The following is an 18118-nucleotide window of genomic DNA, read 5'->3' as shown; positions in this document are numbered from 1 at the left end:
TATACTTTCCATCTTAATATTTTATAATTTTATCTAACTTCTACTGAAATCATCATCAAGTCTTTCGATGTCATCTTCACCTGTATAACTGCCAACTTGAGCTTCTATAATAACTAGTCCTTCATTTGTATCGTTTGAAAGTCTATGGATATCACCTGCTTTTATGTATGTAGATTCATTTTGATTTAATATAAAAGTTTTGTCATTTATGGTTACAGCAGCTTGTCCAGACACTACTATCCAATGTTCATTTCTATGTTTATGTTTTTGTAAACTTAGTCTTTTTCCAGCTTTAACTTCTATGCGTTTTATTTTGTATCCATTACTATCTTCAAGAATAGTATAAGTCCCCCATGGTCTATGACCAGTTAAGTGAATATTGTGAAGTTCTGTAGTTTTTTTTATCTCTTTAACTACTTCTTTTACTTTTTGAGAAGATCCTTTTTTACTTATAAGCAGTGCATCACCAGTATCAACTACTATACAATCTTCTATGTCTACTGTTGCTATGTATCTATCAGTTCCATAAACTAAATTATTTTTACTATCTATAGCTATATGCTTTTCATTTAATGTATTACCATCTTTATCTTTTGGTAACTCTTCATATAAACTATCAAAACTTCCAACATCTGACCAGTTAATATCAGAAGGCACTACTTTAACAATATTTGATTTTTCCATAACGGCATAATCAATACTATCTTCTGGAATATTTAACATGTCATTATGTTTAATTCTAATTACAGAGTCTTGATTTGAGTTGTTAAATGCTTTTAATGAAGAGTTATAAACTGTTGGAGAATATTTTTTAAGTTCTTCTAAAAAAACTCCTGCTTTAAAACAAAACATTCCAGAATTCCAATAATAGTTTCCTGCTCTAAGGTACTCGGTTGCTGTATCAAAATCTGGCTTTTCATGAAAAGCTTTTACAGTTAAGCCTTCACTCTCAATATACCCGAACCCTGTTTCTGCAAAAGTTGGAGTTATGCCAAATGTAACAAGATTATTTTCAGATGCCAACTCCTTTGCTATATTTAATACTTTTTCATACTCTTTTTCATCTTTTATAAGGTGATCAGATGGAGTTACCAGTACTACCTCTTCACTCTCTAAAGCCATACAAGCTAGGGCAATAGCCGGAGCTGTATTTCGCCCGACCGGTTCTAATAGGTATTTGTTCTTGGATTTATGTAATTCTTCAAGTTGGTCAAGTGCCAAAAAATATTGTTCGGTATTAGAAACTATAAATTGACTATCACATACTTTAGAGTTTCTCTCAACTGTCAATTGAAACAGCGACTTATCATCAAACAACTTTACAAATTGTTTTGGCATAAGTGTACGACTAATTGGCCATAATCTTGTACCACTTCCTCCGCAAAGTATTATATTAGTCATTTTTAACTCTGTAAAAACTTTTATACCAAGACACAAATTTACCTATACCGTTTTCTAAAGATGTATCCGGCTTATAGCCAAAATCACTTATCAAACCGCTAACATCTGCATAAGTAGATGCTACATCACCATCTTGCATATCCATAAAATTTTTCTCAGCTTCTTTGCCTATAGCTTTTTCCAATATTTTTATAAAATCCAAAAGTTGCACAGGAGAGTTGTTTCCTATGTTGTACAATTTATATAATTGTGAATTATCAATTTGAGCATCTATAACTTTTATTACACCATCAACAATATCATCTATATATGTAAAGTCTCTACTCATATCTCCATGATTGAAGACATTAATTGCTCTGTCATTTAGTATAGCATCTGCAAAAAGCATCGGAGCCATATCAGGTCTTCCCCATGGTCCGTAAACTGTAAAAAATCTCAGTCCTGTAGTCTGTATACCGTAAAGATGGCTGTAAGTATGCGCCATAAGCTCGTTTGATTTTTTTGTAGCTGCATATAAAGATATTGGTGTGTCTGTTTTATCTGTAGTCTTGAATGGTTGTTCTTTGTTTAGTCCATATACTGATGAGCTGCTTGCATATGCTAAGTTTTTCACACCAAAGTTTCTACAGGCTTCAAGAATATTCATAAATCCAACTACATTACTTTGTATGTACGCATGTGGATTCTCAATACTATATCTTACACCAGCTTGAGCGGCCAAATTACACACTGCGTCAAATTTCTCTGTTTTAAAAAGAGTGTTTATAGCTTCTTGGTCTTCTAGATTTGCTTTTATAAACTTATGATTTTGATATTTAGTTGAAGTTGTTAATTTGTTTTCTTGTATCTCTTCTTTTTCTATACCAAGCTCATTTAATCTTGCATACTTCAAATTTACATCGTAGTAATCATTTATATTATCTAGCCCAATTACTTCATCACCGCGTTCAAGAAGTTTTTTTGCTAAATGGTAACCGATAAAACCGGCTGTTCCTGTTATAAGTATCTTCATCTTAACTGTCACTTCCAAACAAATCTCGAGTATAAACTTTAGACTCAACATCTTTTATGCTATCAGAGAGTCTATTTGCCACTATTACATCTGAAATCTTTTTAAATTCATCTAAATCTTTTATAACTTTTGAGTTAAAAAAACTCTCTTCTTCTAAAACTGGTTCATAGATAACTACTTCTATACCTTTTGCTTTTATGCGCTTCATAATACCCTGAATAGAAGATGCTCTAAAATTATCACTTCCGCTTTTCATGATAAGTCTGTAAACACCTACTACCTTTGGATTTTTAGCGATGATACTGTCAGCTATAAAATCTTTTCTAGTACTATTTGAGTCTACAATTGCACCTATAATGTTGCTTGGCACATCTTGATAATTAGCTCTAAGTTGTTTCGTATCTTTTGGCAAGCAGTAACCGCCGTAACCAAATGATGGGTTGTTGTAATGAGTTCCTATGCGAGGGTCAAGTCCAACACCGTTTATAATATCTCTCGTGTTTAAATCATGAGTCTGTGCGTAAGAGTCAAGCTCATTAAAGTATGCCACTCTAAGGGCAAGATAAGTATTTGAAAACAATTTTACGGCTTCTGCTTCTGTTGAGTCAGTTAAAAGAATGTCAATATTTTCTTTTATGGCACCCTCGGCAAGAAGATTTGCAAAAGTCTGTGCTCTGTCACTTTTTTCACCTACAATAATTCTTGATGGATAAAGATTGTCATGCAGTGCTTTTCCCTCTCTTAAAAACTCTGGCGAAAATATTATGTTATCGGTGTTAAATTTTTCTCTTATGGATTTTGTGTAACCTACCGGAACTGTTGATTTTATAATCATAACGGCAGTTGGATTTATCTCAATCACATCTTTTATGATTATTTCTACAAGTTTTGTGTTAAAGTAGTTTGTATCAGGATCATAGTCCGTTGGCGTAGCGATAATGACAAAATCTGCATTTTTATATGCTTCATTTTTATCAAGCGTTGCTTTAAAATTTAAATCTCTGTTTTTAAGATACTCACTTATCTCTGTATCTTCTATCGGAGATATTTTTTTGTTTAACATGTCAACTTTTTTGGCATCTATATCCAAGGCCACCACTTCATTATGCTGTGCTAATAAAACACCATTTGACAAACCTACATATCCTGTTCCCGCTATCGCTATTTTCACTTAAATTTTACCCTCTAACTTTTTTTTTAAAATAATCTTTCCAGCCTCAACACCGGGTTGATCATAAGCGTTTATATACATAAATTTAGCACATACAGATGTAAGAAGCTCATACTCATACATAAGATTTGCTATACTTCTTTCACTTACTCCATCGATTGTAATCACATCACAAGGGATATCATTTAAATTATTTATTGATTCTATTGTAGCATCTGCCTGCTTATTTATCAGTGAAGAAAACTCTATGCCGTCAAGATAATCTAACTCTGAAAGTCCTTCTAATTTTACCTGCGGTATTTTCAAGTCACTATCAAAATCATCAACTTTGATTACTGTTACTGTTTTATCTCTTTTTCCTTCAACTATCAGCTGTAAAAAAGAGTGTTGGTCAATCGGTCCAATAATGCCTATTGGAGTCAAACCTTGTCTTGTACTGTTTATATCTACCTTACCTAAACTCTCGCCCCAAAGTTGAATATACCACTTATTGAAACCCTCTAATCTCGAAGAGTATGAAAAGACTACATTCATGTTAAAATTATTCTTATACTCTACAAAAAACCTAGCCTTTTTAAGTATTCTGATGTATTTTCTACCTTTTGTAAAAAAAGAATCATATACCTCTTTTGCACCTCTTAAAAGTTCATCAATATCTATACCGACAATTACCAAAGGCAACAGACCAACAGCACTAAAAACTGAAAATCTTCCACCTACATTTTTAGGTATTTCAAAGCTTTTTATACTGTTTGCTTTTGCATATTTATTGAGCTTTGAGTCATTTTCTGTTATAACTAAAGTATTATTCTTGTCACACTTAACTAAAGAGTTTATATATTTAAATATTGATACTGTTTCAATAGTCGTACCAGACTTTGATATAACAATAAAAAGAGTATCATTTAAGTCAATAGCTTCTACTTTTGATTTAATATCTATAGGGTCTGTGGTCTCTAAAAAGTATAGTTTTTTGCTTAAGTGTTTTGAGTGTTTTAAAAATTTATATATTGCATATGTTCCAAGTGTACTCCCACCTATGCCTATAACAACTATATTTGACTGTTTTACTGTTTTAGCATACTTTTTAAATAGATTTGTATCTTCATGCATAAGGTTATAGTAACCGATACTCTCTTTTTCTTTTACTATCTCATTAAAGATGTCTTTATCTGATAGTGTTGGATTAAAGTTGTGTTTATATTTCATGATATACTCTTTAAATATTTTACAATATTTTTATCTTTTAACTTTTCATATTCTAAAATCTCATACTTTATAGCTTCTGATAAATCTATGTTATTATCCACAATAGTTAATAGGTCCTCATAAAGTATATCTAACTTCCCTACTATAACATTCCAAACCTCAGAAGCATCTATCCCAAAATATCCATGAACAATTACATTCCTAAAATCTACAATTTTTCTAAAATAAGATGGAGAAAGTAAACTGAAACCTTTATCATTCAAAAGATTATTTAAAGCTTCTCCTACTATTTCTAGTTCTCTAATAGTTGCATCCCAGTGAAGGCTACTATATCTAAGCTCTTCTTCATCAATAAATTCTTTTGTATACTCTTTTAATTTTTGAATCGCCACAAATATATCTATAATAAAAAGTTCAATATCTCTTTTTTTATTTTTAGACATAGATTATATCTCTTTCTACTTTTTTCTTATAAAATTCTCTAAAGCTATCAAAGTATCCTATATCTACAGGTGTTTTAAATGAGTTTTCCAAATACTCTTTTAGATCATTTCTCAAAAAAAAATCTTTTTTTTCCATCTCTATTACTAGGTCTATATCGCTATCTTTAGTAGCTGTACCTTTCGCGTAGCTACCAAACAAACCAACTTTAGTCAATCCAAACTTATCTTTTAATTCACTTTTATGATTTTTTAAAAACTCTAAAATTATATTTTTTGTCATTTTTATTTTTTCTCTTTATTATAAAAATAGTTTGTTGCTTTTACAAAGCCATCAACGCTTCCACAGTCAAATCTTTTGCCTTTAAATTTATAGGCAATAACTCTACCTTGTTTTGCTTGAGTTAAAAGTGCGTCTGTTATTTGAATTTCTCCGCCCTTTCCAGGTTTGGTTTCTCTAATAATGTCAAAAATATCCGGTGTTAATATATACCTGCCGATAATTGCTAAGTTTGACGGCGCATCTTTTGGGTCCGGTTTTTCAACCATGTCAGTAACTCTCAAAACATTGTCATCTTCCGCGTTTCCGCCTACAACACCGTATTTATTCGTTTGTTCCATTGGTATCTCTTCTACAGCAACAATAGAACATCTGTATTTTGCATAAAGTTTTGTCATTTGAGAAAGAACTGATTCACCGTCATTGTCACATAAATCATCTGCAAGGATTACCGCAAATGGCTCATTTCCTATAAGTGTTTCGCCGCTAAGAATTGCATGGCCGAGACCTTTCATCTCAATTTGCCTTGTATATGAAAAAGTACAATTTGTTATAACTTTTCTAATCTCCGTTAAATAATGCTCTTTAGATGTTCCCTTTATCTGATGTTCTAGCTCATAGGATATATCAAAATGATCTTCAATAGCTCTTTTTCCACGACCTGTAACAATAGCCATAGTGTCAATTTTAGCACTTATTGCTTCTTCTACACCGTATTGCAAAAGAGGCTTTGTTAGTACTGGCAACATCTCTTTTGGGATTGCTTTTGTGGCAGGCAAAAATCTTGTTCCATAACCAGCTGCGGGAAATAAACATTTTCTAATTTTTGACATTTTTCACCTTGAAACTTTTTAATATTTATTATTATATCTTTAGTTTATAAACTTTAGCATGCGGATTCAATAAAACTTCTTCAAACAGCGATTTGTCATACTCTTCTAGAATCATTAATTGAACATACAAAGAGTTATATATCTTTTCGTCAATAACTAAAAAAGTATTGTAATTTTTCATATATATCACACTTATATCCGCCATGGAGCTAGATACTTTAATATCTTTTTGAAGTTTCATATTTTCATCATAAGCTGTTGTAACAAATCTTTTTACCGGCAATTCTTTGTTACCAAGCTTTATGCTTTGCTTTTGTAAATCAAATACAACACCTCTGCCTAGATTAAGAATATTTTTTTCCTGTTTAAACATCTTACTTATATAAAAAAGTGGTTGCTGTTTCATCTCACCAGTCATTAAGTCTATATTTGAAAACATATTTACAGTCGGATAAATATTTAGCATTCTAAATGGCAAATAAAAATAAATGTCTCGTGTTTTATCTGCTAATTTTATATCAGTTTCCAATGATAATAAAAAATCATTTGTATCACTAAATCCATAATCTTTTGTCATCTCTTCTATATTTGAAAAAAGTTTTACTTTTTTTGATGTTTCTAAATTTTTATTTTTATCTTGTACTTTAAAAGCTTTTTCAGTGTACTCAACATCTAGCCTTGCCATTTTTGCTGCGATATTTTGTGGCTGAGTTAGCATAAAACTAACCGGAAAATTCATATATCCTAAATGCTTATTACCATCAATTAGTGTTTTAACATCACTGTAGTATCTGATAGGATATCCATAATCCCACCAAGAGAGCACATAATCCTCCCTATCGGCAACACTTCCCAATTCACTTAAAATTTTAACTTCATCGGCATTAAAAACTGTAGGAACTCTATACTCTTCTATATGTTTATAGTTTGGATACAAAATTGCCATAGCAAAAGCTATCATACTTAAATACTTTAACTTATTCGTAGGCATAAATCGTGAAATTTCAGTGATTAAAAAAGCAGCCCCAAAAGCTAAAATAGGAACAGCATAGATAGTAAATCTAAGTCCGCCAACTGATGCTAAAAATCCAAGCCCAATCATCGGAACTGCAAAAAGCATAATCTTATGTCTATATGCCAAATATACAAATCCAATTATTGATAAAACAAATGTGATTACATGTCCACTAATCCTATTTGCAAATGTCTCAAATGGAATATGTCCAGCTTCTCTAACTGTCTGCATTACCGAGTAAAAATGAAGTTTCAAGCCTTCTTCGCCTGCACTTACTACATCTTTAAATACATAAATTTTCAATTTACCCCAGATTGGGTTGAAACCACCAGTGTAAAAAAACAAAACTATAGATATTGCTAAAATATAATAAATGTATTTTTGAAGCTTTTCTTGTTTAAATATGTAATATGCGGCTAAAACTAGTGGAAATCTAATAAATCCATCGAGATTAATCATAGCAAACATCATAATCGCCAAAAGTTTATAATTGTATAGATTTTTTCTGTCCCAAATTAAAGCATAAAATAAAATCAAACCAAAAAATGAAAACTCTAAAGCATAACTTTGTGGATACCACCATCTGTATATTAAAACATCTAAGGCCGTTATAATTAAATACTTGTCTTCATTTGTTTTTATAGCCCAAATAATAGACCAAAGTAAAAACATCGGTAAGACTATATTTAACATATCGGTATCAAGATAACCTATCATAGTACGGTTATAATAACTCCAAGCTATAGAAGCCAGCAGTGCAGTAATTAAACCCATTTCTAGGTTATCTAAACCTTTAGCAATTAATATAATTGGGATTACTACTAATGAGCTTAAAAATACAGGAAGAAATAAAATTACAGTCTCAAATGAAAATGGTAATATATAAGCAAATAATGCTGTTAACCGAGAAGCAGCTGAAGTTATAGGTGAGAAATCATTGTCTTGATTTATCCCACTAAGAATATCTCTAGCACCTTCTGCCCAAACATATCCATCGTTAGTATTTATCATCAACTGGCCATTAAATTTAAAGGCTTCTACATCGATAAAATTATAATACCAAATCATCCTCATAGCTACTGAAAATGTAAATGCAATCAATATATAAATAAGTGTTAATCTTGTCTCTTTAGTCATACTATCGGTCATATTCATATCTCTTTATTTTTATTTTATACTCTTTAATTTGCAACATTCTATCATATTTTATAGCGCCTTTTAAAAGCACCCTGTACTTTTTAACTAAAGTTTCTCTAATTAAATCTTTTTTTTCTTTTGATAACTCTAAGTCCAATAGTTTTTCCAAAGCCTGAACTCTAAACCTGTCCATACCCCAAAACTTACTGCTTAGCTGATCATCTGCACCACCGTATTTAATAATAAGTTTTTTATCTATTAAACCGATTTGATTTTTTAGAGCAACTCTTAACCACATGTCATAATCTTCACATACTTCAAGACTCTCATCGAAAAGTCCAACTTCATCTAATAAACTTTTATGAATAACTGTCGCCGATGGAGCAATAATGCAGTGGGAAAGACACTCAGCAAATATATCTCCACCAAATTTTTGATACTTTTTAGACAACTTAACATCGATGCCGTTTCTTATCCACTTTTCATCCGTATAACTCATAAGTGTATCTGGAGAGCTTTTATGAAACTCTACATGTTGTTTCAGTTTATCGATATGCCACTCATCATCAGAGTCTAAAAATGCAATCCAGTTACATGTAGATTTATTTATACCTAGATTTCTTGCAGATGATACACCTGAGTTTTCTTGATAATAGTACTTTATTTTTGGGAAAAGATTTTGAATTTGTGAGGTTTCATCTGTTGAGCCGTCATCTATTACAATGACTTCTTTTGGATGATATGTTTGAGAAAAAACAGACTCTAAAGCACGCCCAAGAACTTCAAATCGGTTATAAGTTGGAATTACAACCGATATATTATAATTATCACTCATATTATTTCAGCAAAGCCAAAATAATATTCAGACACTGAAGCTTTGATTATCATCAAGAAAAGTTACCAAATCTTTATTTCATTATAAACGCTGTCTCTCTCAACTGGTATAAATCCACTGTTTTTTATAAGTGCCGTGAAGTCTTCTAAAATCACACCATTTGCACTTTTAGCACCTGCAGCTGAGTTTATAGACTCTTTCTCAATTGTTCCATCCAAATCATTTGCTCCAAACTCTTGAGCAACTAAAGCCAGGTTTACAGTACTTGTTACCCAGTAAGCTTTTAAATTTGGTACATTGTCTAAAACAATACGGCTGATTGCCATGGTTTTTAAAATCTCATTTGCAGTAATTTGCTCTTTTACATTTAGGTAGTTATTCTCAGTCTGGTAAACAAGAGGGATAAAGCAGTTAAACCCGCCTGTCTTATCTTGAAGTTCTCTTATTCTCATCATATGATCGATTCTGTCTTTACGCTCTTCAACATGACCAAAAAGCATAGTAACATTGCTCTTTTTACCGCGCTCATGCCATTTTTGATGAATATCTAACCATTGTGACGATGTGACTTTGCCCTTACAGATATAATCTCGCACTTTCTCATCAAAGATTTCAGCACCGCCTCCAGGCATACTATCAACTCCATACTCAACCATCAAGTCAAGTATCTCATCATAACTTTTGTTGTAGTGTCGGGCTAGAAAATCAACCTCGGCAGCAGTTAATGCTTTGACATGTAGCTCTGGATAAGCAGTTTTAATCTTTTTGAATATCTCTAAATACCATTCCAATCCAGTATCAGGATTATGGGCAGAGACTATATGTACTTCTTTAATACCGCGAGACTCTACATCCTTTACTATCTCCATAATCTGCTCATGGCTCATAGTATATGGATTTGGATTTTTTCTGTTTGCAGAATATGCACAAAACTTACAAATATCTGCGCAGATATTTGTAGGATTTATGTGACGATTGATATTGAAATATGTTTTTTTACCATGCATTTGCTGACGAATATCATCGGCCATAACACCGAGTTCAAACAAGTCCATATCATAAAGAGCCAGAGCCTCATCAAAAGTTATTCTGCTCATTAATTATTTTAGAGCTTCAAATTTTTCAAGTTCATCAAGTTGTTCCCATGGATAATCACTCTGCCCAACTTGACCGCGAGCAGCAACATCTGCATAAAGAAATGTCTTTTCACTCGGCTTATCAAGAGCAAACTTTTTTGTAATCCAATTTGGAGTCAAAGAGAAGTTGTCCTGAACAAAAGTCGACAACTTGTCATCATCTAAACCATCTATAACTGTTCCACATGTATCAACTGAAACAGAAGTCGGTTTTGCAACACCTATCGCATAAGAGAGTTGAACTATTGCTTTTTTTGCCAAACCTGCAGCTACTATATGCTTGGCTATATAACGACCTGCATAAAGTCCGCTTCTGTCAACTTTTGTGTAGTCTTTTGAGCTTTGTGCCCCGCCGCCAATAGGTGCATAACCGCCAAAACTGTCTACGATAAGTTTTCTGCCTGTCAAGCCGCTGTCATGAAGCGGAGAGTGAGACACATACTTTCCAGTCGGGTTAAGATGGATAATACAGTCTTTTGGGTCAAAAAGACTTTTAGGAAGTCCGGTATCAATAATAAGTTCCATTAAAAGTTCACGAACAGTCTCTATATTCATACTAGATACACATGGAGCTGAAACTACTATGGTGTGAATTTTTTGAGGGTTACACTCTTCAAAATTTGCCTTTTGACCATAATCCATTGTAACTTGTGTCTTAATATCAACACCAAGTTTATATGGATGAGCTAAAGCATAGTGATATACTTTTTCCATTAACATTCTTGCGTAAGTGATAGCACTTGGCATATAGTTGTTTGTTTCAGAATCAGCATAACCAAACATAATCCCCTGATCACCCGCGCCAGTCTCACCATCTTCTTGGTCAACACCTTGATTGATGTCTGGACTTTGACGATTTAGAAGTACTTGAACATCCACATCTTCAGGATAAAGACACTCTTCATGAGTAAAGTTTTTATTTCCATCATAACCGATTTTGATAAGTGCATCGAGTGCAATTTGTTTATACTCATCGGTTGTTACTTTTGTGTTTGATGTAACTTCCCCACCGATTACTATATGTTTTCCAGCAACAAAAACCTCTGATGCAACTCTTGACCTTGCATCACCGATAATCAACTTATCAACAATGGAGTCTGCAATAATATCTGCAACTTTATCTGGGTGTCCTGGACTAACTACTTCACTCGTAAATAAATACATCTTTTTCCTTGAATTATTATCAGCATAAAAACTATGCTAGTTCAGAAAACACTTTTTGATTTTAGCCTTAAAGACCAGGTGCTTTCCACATTGAAGTCGTAATATTATCATCTACTAACTTTAATTGTACTTCGTAAGCTTTTTCAAACTTTATTTTTATGTCATCATACACTTTTTTATTTGCCATATTTGGCTCATAAGTTTTATCCCAAACAACTAACTCTTTTGCAGCTGAGGCGATATTTTTATATATTCCAACTCCCACTCCAGCGGCCATTGCAGCACCTAAAGCAGTGGCTTCTGTAACTTTTGGGATTTTTACTCTACATCCTGTCACATCTGCAACTATTTGAGACCAAAGCACCCCTTTACTTGCACCGCCTGCAAAAACAATTTCATCTATTTTTATATTTGTAAATTCTTTTATTTTATCGAGATTTATACTTGAGACTATAGCAGCGTTTTCTTGCAGACTTCTAAACATTGAAGCACGGTTGCAAATGTCTGGGTTTATACTAAGGTTTAAAAAACTAGGAGATGCATGATACCATTTGCCGTACTTCATGCTGTCTGAAAAAATAGGTAAAATCCCATTTGAACCAACAGGGATTTTCGAAGCTTTTTCCTCCAAAATCTTATAAACATCAACACCTTTCTCTTTGGCTTCAAGTTTTTCCATATCACAAAAAGCATCTCTGAACCATCTCATCACAAGACCGCTAAAAAAGGTAATCCCTTCTGCTTGAGATTGCCCTTTTATGACATGTGGATTTACTCTTACACTCATGTTTTTTGGCGGTTTAGTATCACTTTTGATATTTACAACCTGCTGCCAAAAAGAACCGCCGAGTATCGCCGCCTGTCCAAGTTCTACAACACCTAAGCCTGCTGAGCCAAGCTGAACATCTCCGCCACCCATGACTACTTTTGTAGCTACTGAGAGACCAGTTTGCTTTTTAGCTTCCTCAGTAACACTTCCCATTAAAGTTCCGACTTCTAAAACTTTTGGAAAAATGTCATCTTTAAGGCCTACTTTTTTTGCCATTTCCGGCATCCAGTCACGGTTTTTAAGTGAAAATATTCCTGTTGTTCCGCCATTACTAGGGTCGGTTGCGATAACTCCGCTAAGGCGAGAGAGTATCCAATCACCAATCATTGAGATATTTGCAACCTTCTCATATATCTCAGGTCTGTTGTTTTTAAGCCACATAATTCTAGGAAGAGCACCAAGTGCGAATGTCTGTCCGGACTCTTGATAAAATTCTTCTTCAATACCGACAAAATTTTCTTTTAGGTATTTAACTTCTTTATCCGCTCTTGCATCAACATTTGCAACTGCCCAAAGTTCGCGGCCTTTTTTATCGTAAAGTACAATTCCCTCACGCATGCTTGTAGCACTGAGAGCTACTATATCTTCACCACTCAAGTTTGCACTATTTAATGACTCTTTTATACATGTACATGCCAGCTCCCAGTTTTTCTCAAAGTCAAAACTCATACTATTAGCAACACCTGACTCTTCTAAATGCGTCCACTCTTTTTGAGCAGCACTTATCTGATTGCCTAAAGTGTCAAATATTACAGCCCTGATACTTCCTGTTCCTGCATCTATAGCCATTAAATACTGCATAAATCTAACCTAGAACTTCTAATTCATCACTATATTTTTTCTCACAATACGGCTCGTAAGAAGATTTATAAATAGCGTAATGCTCTGTTGCTTTATGACCATCTAGTGCCGCTTCATCTCTCCAAGACTCAACTGCCATAAATTTTCTTGGGTTATTTTCATACACAAAAATATCGTAAAAAATACAGCCGTCTTCTTTTTTACTCGGCTCAACCATAGCTGTTAAAAGCTCTTTCATCTTAGCTTCACTTCCCTCTTTTGCTATAAAAGTTACTCTTTTTGTAATTGTCATAATCTACTTCTCTCTTTTTGTTTAAAATTTAATCTGGTGGATTATATCAAATTTAGACAACTACACTATAATAGTAAAAAACTTTCAGGACTTGACTTGGACATTGTGCTACAAATTGAAGATATTATAGAGAAAAATGGCTCTGATTTTGAGCTGTCAAAACTTTTTAAAGCTTACATTGATGAGTATAAAACTTCTCTACCGGAACTTTTCACAAAGAACCAAGGTAAAGATTTTTTAGTTCGTCACACAAAACAGCTAGACTCTATAATATCTCTGATGTACAAAACAGTTCTAAGACGCGTTTTTGGAAACTATATCCCGATGAGAAACTCTATTCCCATAGCTATTGTAGCTCTTGGAAGCTATGGACGTGAACAACTTTGTGTTCACAGCGATATCGACCTGCTGATAGTTTATGAAAAAGTTGATGGTTTTAACTCTGAGCTGATTATTGAAAAATTTTTCTATCTGGCTCTTGACGGGGGACTTAAACTGGGGCACCGCGTTCACGAACTAAAAGACTTGTTTCCTGCCAGTAATGAAGATATTACCATCAGGACTTCTCTTATGGAAGCCAGATTTATAACAGGTTCTAATTTTGCCTGGCACGCAACTACAAAAGAGCTAAATAAAATACGGCTTTATAATCAAAAAGAGTTTATATTTGCCAAAGTAGAAGAAGCACAGATTAGACGAAAAAAATATCCAAATTCAATGCAGCCAAATATCAAAGAGAGTGTTGGCGGGTTGAGGGATTCAAACCTTATTTTTTGGGTGGCACATACGATTTATGGCGTTACTGCTTTAAAAGATTTAACCCAAAAATTATTTTCTGAAGAGGAGTACAGAGACTACAGAAGCGCACTTGAGCTTTTATTTCGTGTTAGAAGCGCCCTTCACTTGATAACACACAAGCAAGAAGACAGACTTCTTCTTGAACATATACCTGAAGTTACAAGAATGCTCGGCTTTAGAAATCAACAAAAGATGGTAACCAAAGTCCTAGAAGCACAGTGGCGTATCAGTAACTTTACTCAAATCTTTGTTAAAAAAATGGTAAGGCCATACCTATGTGACATGTCATATGTAGCTAAATTCAGACATAACCGCATCAGCAAAGGTATTTATGAACTCGATGATAGAATTTTTGCCTCATTTAATTTAAAAGTTCAAAATGTAGATAATCTTTTAGAAATATTAGTAAAGCTTCCTGACAAATTTTATCATTTTGATGCTGGATTTTTAAACCAATTCACTTATGCAAAAATATCACCTCCGTTAAAACCAAAAACTCACATGCTCTTAAAAGATTTGCTGAAAAAAAGACATATGTACTGTTTTTTAAAACTTTTTTACGATGCGGGGATACTTCATCATCTATTTACCAACTTCAAAAAGGTGCTTCATCTACCGCAATTTGACGGATATCATCACTATCCCGTAGATATTCACTCCATCAAATGTGTCGAGGCCCTAGAAAATATACAAGACCCTTTTATAAAAGAGCTTTATGATGAATTCAGTGAAGATGAAAAAGTACTTTTAAAGGTCGTCACTCTTTTTCATGATACCGGAAAAGGCAGAAAACAAGACCATAGCGAAGTCGGTGCCAAACTTATTGTCCCTTTTGTTAAAAAATTAAAGTTTAAAGAAGAAGAGATACAGAGATGTGTTACTTTGGTCAAACAACATGTAACTATGAGCAGTGTTGCCTTTAAACAAAATATACATAATGAAAAAACTCTGTATAAATTTATGTCAAGTGTTCAGGATATTAAAAACTTAAAGCTTTTGTATGTATTGACATATGCGGATATAAACGGAGTTGGAGGAGATGTTTACAACTCATTTAACTCAAAACTTCTTTATGACCTGTACACAAGTGCCCTAGAAGTAGCACAAAACCTCGGCAGAATCACCGATGCGACTAAAAGAATAAATATAGAAAAGCGTGTGCAAAAACTTCCAGAGTTTTTACAACTGCCAAAACTTTTACAGACAAAACTTCTGCGTGTAGAGTCAAATCTTTTCTTTTTTAAGCATACCCCCATAGATATAATTAAAATAGCAAAAAAAGCAAAAGAGACTAAAGAGTATGATTATTCTATACATGTTGACGGCTCTCTTAGCATTGAAATATACAGAAGAATTCCTCTAAATATCAGTTATCTGCTTGCGAAGTTAAGCCATCTGGATGTCGCATCTATGGAAATTTTTACACTTTTTGATGATGTGAAATACTTTAAAATAGAGTTTATTGAAAATATAGGTTCTAACGAAATAATTGAAGTTGAAAACATAGTTAAAAATGCATTTGACATGAATCTACATGTAGAGATGAAAAATGTGATTATCGATAAAAAAGAGATTGCAATTGATTGCGAACATTCTCTTACACATGCCGAAGTGAGCGTACACACACAAAATCAAAAAGGTCTTTTAGCATATATTATGGAGTGCTTTGAGAAGCTTAATATTAACATTGTAACTGCTAAGATTCACAGTACCAAACATAAGGTTCGAGATAGCTTCTTAATGGAAAAACAAAATGATATATGCAATAATGTCGAGAAAATATATGAATTATTAACAAAAACTAGTGACAAGGGCAATTAAATGTGTGGAATTGTTGGATATTTAGGCGAGAAAAATACAAAAGAAATTTTATTAGACGGTCTAAAAGAGTTAGAATATCGTGGCTACGATTCGGCAGGTATAGCGGTTCTTGAAAATGGAAATTTTTCAAACTTTAAAGCTGTCGGTAAACTAGTAAACCTTGAAGATAAAACTAAAGATTATGAGACAAAAGGTTTTGCTGCGGGCATCGGTCATACTCGCTGGGCAACTCATGGAAAGCCCACAGAACTAAATGCCCATCCACACTTGGGCGAGAGTTCTTATGTAGTTCACAATGGAATTATAGAAAATTATGCAGAAATAAAAAAAGAGTTGATTCGCAAGGGCGTTACATTTTTAAGTCAAACAGATACAGAAGTTATCGTTCATCAATTTGAGAAAAATTTAAAATCAGAGTTAAATGCTTTAAAAGCCTTTAGCAAAACAATATCTGAACTTAATGGTGCTTACGCAATCTTGCTTGTAACAAAATCTGAACCAGACACTATCTTTTTTGCAAAACATGGTTCACCTATGCTAGTCGGTATTAGCTGCGATGACAATGAGGGCTCATCAGAAAGAGACAACACTATGAGCTGTGAAAAATATTTTGCGTCTTCTGATACCCCTCTTATTGGCCACTGTTCAGATGTAAACTACTTTGAAGATGGTGATTACGGGTATGTAACATCTGATGAAATCGTCATATTTGACAAAGACGGAGCTAAAAAAGATCCTATTTTTTCTGCACTTTCACAAAATAAACTCTCAGCACAAAAAGATGGATTTAGATTTTTTATGGAAAAAGAGATCTACGAGCAAAGTGATGTTATTTCTGACACACTTATGGGAAGAGTCGGCGATGAAGAGATTCATTTTGACGAATTAGACAAAACTCTTTTTAATGGCATTAATGAGATAAAACTTTGCGCATGTGGAACATCATATCATGCTGCCATGACCGCATCATACCTTTTTGAGAGGTACTCAAAAATAAGAACTACACTAGAGATAGCAAGTGAGTTTAGATATAGAGACCCGATTATGAGCAAAGATACACTTTTTGTAGTTATATCACAAAGTGGAGAGACGGCTGATACTCTTGAGACTCTAAAAATGGCAAAAAAAGCGGGACTTAAAACCTTAGTCATATGTAATGTAGACAACTCTTCTATGGTTCGTTTAGCTGATGCCTGCATATTAACTCGTGCCGGAATTGAAAAAGGTGTAGCCTCAACAAAAGCTTTTGCCACTCAAGTCACTGTTTTTTGGATGCTAAGTCTTTATATTGCAAAACTTAAAAACTCTCTTGAAGACCAAAAGATAGCTAGACAAGTCTCTTTACTCCGTGAGATTCCAACTCATGTAAAAGTCACTGATGAGATGCATGAACGCATAAAAAGACTCTCTAAAAGATACCTTCACGGCCACGGCTTTTTCTTTATAGGCAGAGATGTGTTTTACCCTCTAGCACTAGAAGGTGCCCTAAAGCTTAAAGAGATTTCATATCTTCATGCCGAGGGCTATCCTTCCGGTGAGATGAAACACGGTCCTATTGCACTTGCAGACCCTGAACTTTTTACAATTGCCCTGCTTCCAGAACATCTACACTATGAAAAATCAAAAAGCAATGTAGAGGAGCTAAGTGCAAGAGACTCTACTATTTGCGCCATTAGTGCACTAGAATTTGACAAAGCAGATGATTTTGTGCAAATATCTACATGTCAAGACTACATGTTAGAATTTTTTGAGATGATGATTGTTGTGCAGCTTCTTTCACTTGAGATTTCTATAAGACTTGGTAATGATGTTGATATGCCAAGAAACTTAGCAAAATCAGTTACCGTTGAATAGAGTAACTGATTTCTTTAGAAAAAGTCTAGCCGTTAAATAACATTATTTCATATTTACAAGATATTTCATATTAAATTTATATAATATTTG

Annotated in this window: 15 protein-coding genes; 2 read left to right on the top strand and 13 right to left on the bottom strand. The window is 33.5% G+C overall.

The window, feature by feature from the left end:
- Nucleotides 1–33 precede the first annotated feature (33 nt).
- From OQK60_RS05890 to OQK60_RS05830, 13 genes are all read right to left on the bottom strand, one after another.
- A complete protein-coding gene (locus OQK60_RS05890; protein WP_297685073.1) occupies nucleotides 34–1401 on the bottom strand; it encodes a mannose-1-phosphate guanylyltransferase/mannose-6-phosphate isomerase in 1368 nt (455 codons plus the stop codon).
- Entirely contained in the window at nucleotides 1394–2413 is a 1020-nt protein-coding gene (locus tag OQK60_RS05885) for an NAD-dependent epimerase (protein WP_297685071.1), read from the bottom strand. Before OQK60_RS05885 ends, OQK60_RS05890 begins: the two co-directional genes overlap by 8 nt.
- Nucleotide 2414: 1 nt before the next feature.
- Entirely contained in the window at nucleotides 2415–3584 is a 1170-nt protein-coding gene (locus OQK60_RS05880) for a nucleotide sugar dehydrogenase (protein WP_297685069.1), read from the bottom strand.
- The gene (locus OQK60_RS05875; RefSeq protein WP_297685067.1) at nucleotides 3585–4793 is read right to left on the bottom strand and encodes a glucose-6-phosphate isomerase; all 1209 of its coding nucleotides are present in this window, start codon (nucleotides 4791–4793) and stop codon (nucleotides 3585–3587) included. It abuts the gene before it with no gap.
- Entirely contained in the window at nucleotides 4790–5236 is a 447-nt protein-coding gene (locus tag OQK60_RS05870; protein ID WP_297685065.1) for a HepT-like ribonuclease domain-containing protein, read from the bottom strand. The genes OQK60_RS05875 and OQK60_RS05870 overlap by 4 nt, the downstream gene beginning before the upstream one ends.
- On the bottom strand, nucleotides 5229–5516 hold the full coding sequence (locus OQK60_RS05865; RefSeq protein WP_297685063.1) for a nucleotidyltransferase family protein: 288 nt from the start codon (nucleotides 5514–5516) through the stop codon (nucleotides 5229–5231). The genes OQK60_RS05870 and OQK60_RS05865 overlap by 8 nt, the downstream gene beginning before the upstream one ends.
- 2 nt (nucleotides 5517–5518) lie before the next feature.
- Nucleotides 5519–6346, bottom strand: coding sequence for a UTP--glucose-1-phosphate uridylyltransferase GalU (gene galU, locus OQK60_RS05860; RefSeq protein ID WP_297685061.1), 828 nt, complete (start codon nucleotides 6344–6346; stop codon nucleotides 5519–5521).
- A gap of 31 nt (nucleotides 6347–6377) precedes the next feature.
- Nucleotides 6378–8510, bottom strand: a complete 2133-nt coding sequence (locus OQK60_RS05855) for an STT3 domain-containing protein (RefSeq protein WP_297685059.1) — start codon at nucleotides 8508–8510, stop codon at nucleotides 6378–6380.
- Nucleotides 8500–9333 (bottom strand): glycosyltransferase family A protein, encoded by an 834-nt coding sequence (locus OQK60_RS05850; RefSeq protein ID WP_297685057.1) that lies wholly within the window; start codon nucleotides 9331–9333, stop codon nucleotides 8500–8502. The genes OQK60_RS05855 and OQK60_RS05850 overlap by 11 nt, the downstream gene beginning before the upstream one ends.
- Before the next feature lie 62 nt (nucleotides 9334–9395).
- Nucleotides 9396–10430, bottom strand: a complete 1035-nt coding sequence (gene mqnE, locus OQK60_RS05845) for an aminofutalosine synthase MqnE (RefSeq protein ID WP_297685056.1) — start codon at nucleotides 10428–10430, stop codon at nucleotides 9396–9398.
- 3 nt (nucleotides 10431–10433) lie between these two features.
- Nucleotides 10434–11633, bottom strand: coding sequence for a methionine adenosyltransferase (metK, locus tag OQK60_RS05840; protein WP_297685054.1), 1200 nt, complete (start codon nucleotides 11631–11633; stop codon nucleotides 10434–10436).
- A gap of 67 nt (nucleotides 11634–11700) precedes the next feature.
- Nucleotides 11701–13263 (bottom strand): autoinducer-2 kinase, encoded by a 1563-nt coding sequence (lsrK, locus tag OQK60_RS05835; protein ID WP_297685052.1) that lies wholly within the window; start codon nucleotides 13261–13263, stop codon nucleotides 11701–11703.
- Between the two features lie 4 nt (nucleotides 13264–13267).
- Nucleotides 13268–13555, bottom strand: coding sequence for a putative quinol monooxygenase (locus OQK60_RS05830; RefSeq protein ID WP_297685050.1), 288 nt, complete (start codon nucleotides 13553–13555; stop codon nucleotides 13268–13270).
- Nucleotides 13556–13660: 105 nt separating this feature from the next.
- Between OQK60_RS05830 and OQK60_RS05825 the strand changes: the two genes are divergently transcribed.
- Together OQK60_RS05825 and glmS are read left to right on the top strand one after the other, a co-directional pair.
- Entirely contained in the window at nucleotides 13661–16174 is a 2514-nt protein-coding gene (locus OQK60_RS05825; protein WP_297685204.1) for an HD domain-containing protein, read from the top strand.
- The gene (gene glmS / locus OQK60_RS05820) at nucleotides 16175–18028 is read left to right on the top strand and encodes a glutamine--fructose-6-phosphate transaminase (isomerizing) (RefSeq protein WP_297685048.1); all 1854 of its coding nucleotides are present in this window, start codon (nucleotides 16175–16177) and stop codon (nucleotides 18026–18028) included. It begins immediately after the preceding gene.
- Nucleotides 18029–18118: the final 90 nt, after the last annotated feature.

Source organism: Sulfurimonas sp. (genome assembly GCF_026196735.1).
Classification (GTDB): domain Bacteria; phylum Campylobacterota; class Campylobacteria; order Campylobacterales; family Sulfurimonadaceae; genus Sulfurimonas.
Note: the sequence above shows the minus strand (reverse complement) of the source record. Positions and strands in the feature narration are given on the sequence as shown.

What these genes read in the sequence shown, in the direction of transcription:
- OQK60_RS05890 (WP_297685073.1), bottom strand. Translation starts at nt 1,401, where the DNA reads ATGACTAATATAATACTTTGCGGAGGAAGTGGTACAAGATTATGGCCA.
- OQK60_RS05855 (WP_297685059.1), bottom strand. Translation starts at nt 8,510, where the DNA reads ATGACCGATAGTATGACTAAAGAGACAAGATTAACACTTATTTATATA.
- glmS (WP_297685048.1), top strand. Translation starts at nt 16,175, where the DNA reads ATGTGTGGAATTGTTGGATATTTAGGCGAGAAAAATACAAAAGAAATT.
- lsrK (WP_297685052.1), bottom strand. Translation starts at nt 13,263, where the DNA reads ATGCAGTATTTAATGGCTATAGATGCAGGAACAGGAAGTATCAGGGCT.
- OQK60_RS05865 (WP_297685063.1), bottom strand. Translation starts at nt 5,516, where the DNA reads ATGACAAAAAATATAATTTTAGAGTTTTTAAAAAATCATAAAAGTGAA.
- galU (WP_297685061.1), bottom strand. Translation starts at nt 6,346, where the DNA reads ATGTCAAAAATTAGAAAATGTTTATTTCCCGCAGCTGGTTATGGAACA.
- mqnE (WP_297685056.1), bottom strand. Translation starts at nt 10,430, where the DNA reads ATGAGCAGAATAACTTTTGATGAGGCTCTGGCTCTTTATGATATGGAC.
- OQK60_RS05885 (WP_297685071.1), bottom strand. Translation starts at nt 2,413, where the DNA reads ATGAAGATACTTATAACAGGAACAGCCGGTTTTATCGGTTACCATTTA.
- metK (WP_297685054.1), bottom strand. Translation starts at nt 11,633, where the DNA reads ATGTATTTATTTACGAGTGAAGTAGTTAGTCCAGGACACCCAGATAAA.
- OQK60_RS05875 (WP_297685067.1), bottom strand. Translation starts at nt 4,793, where the DNA reads ATGAAATATAAACACAACTTTAATCCAACACTATCAGATAAAGACATC.
- OQK60_RS05850 (WP_297685057.1), bottom strand. Translation starts at nt 9,333, where the DNA reads ATGAGTGATAATTATAATATATCGGTTGTAATTCCAACTTATAACCGA.
- OQK60_RS05830 (WP_297685050.1), bottom strand. Translation starts at nt 13,555, where the DNA reads ATGACAATTACAAAAAGAGTAACTTTTATAGCAAAAGAGGGAAGTGAA.
- OQK60_RS05870 (WP_297685065.1), bottom strand. Translation starts at nt 5,236, where the DNA reads ATGTCTAAAAATAAAAAAAGAGATATTGAACTTTTTATTATAGATATA.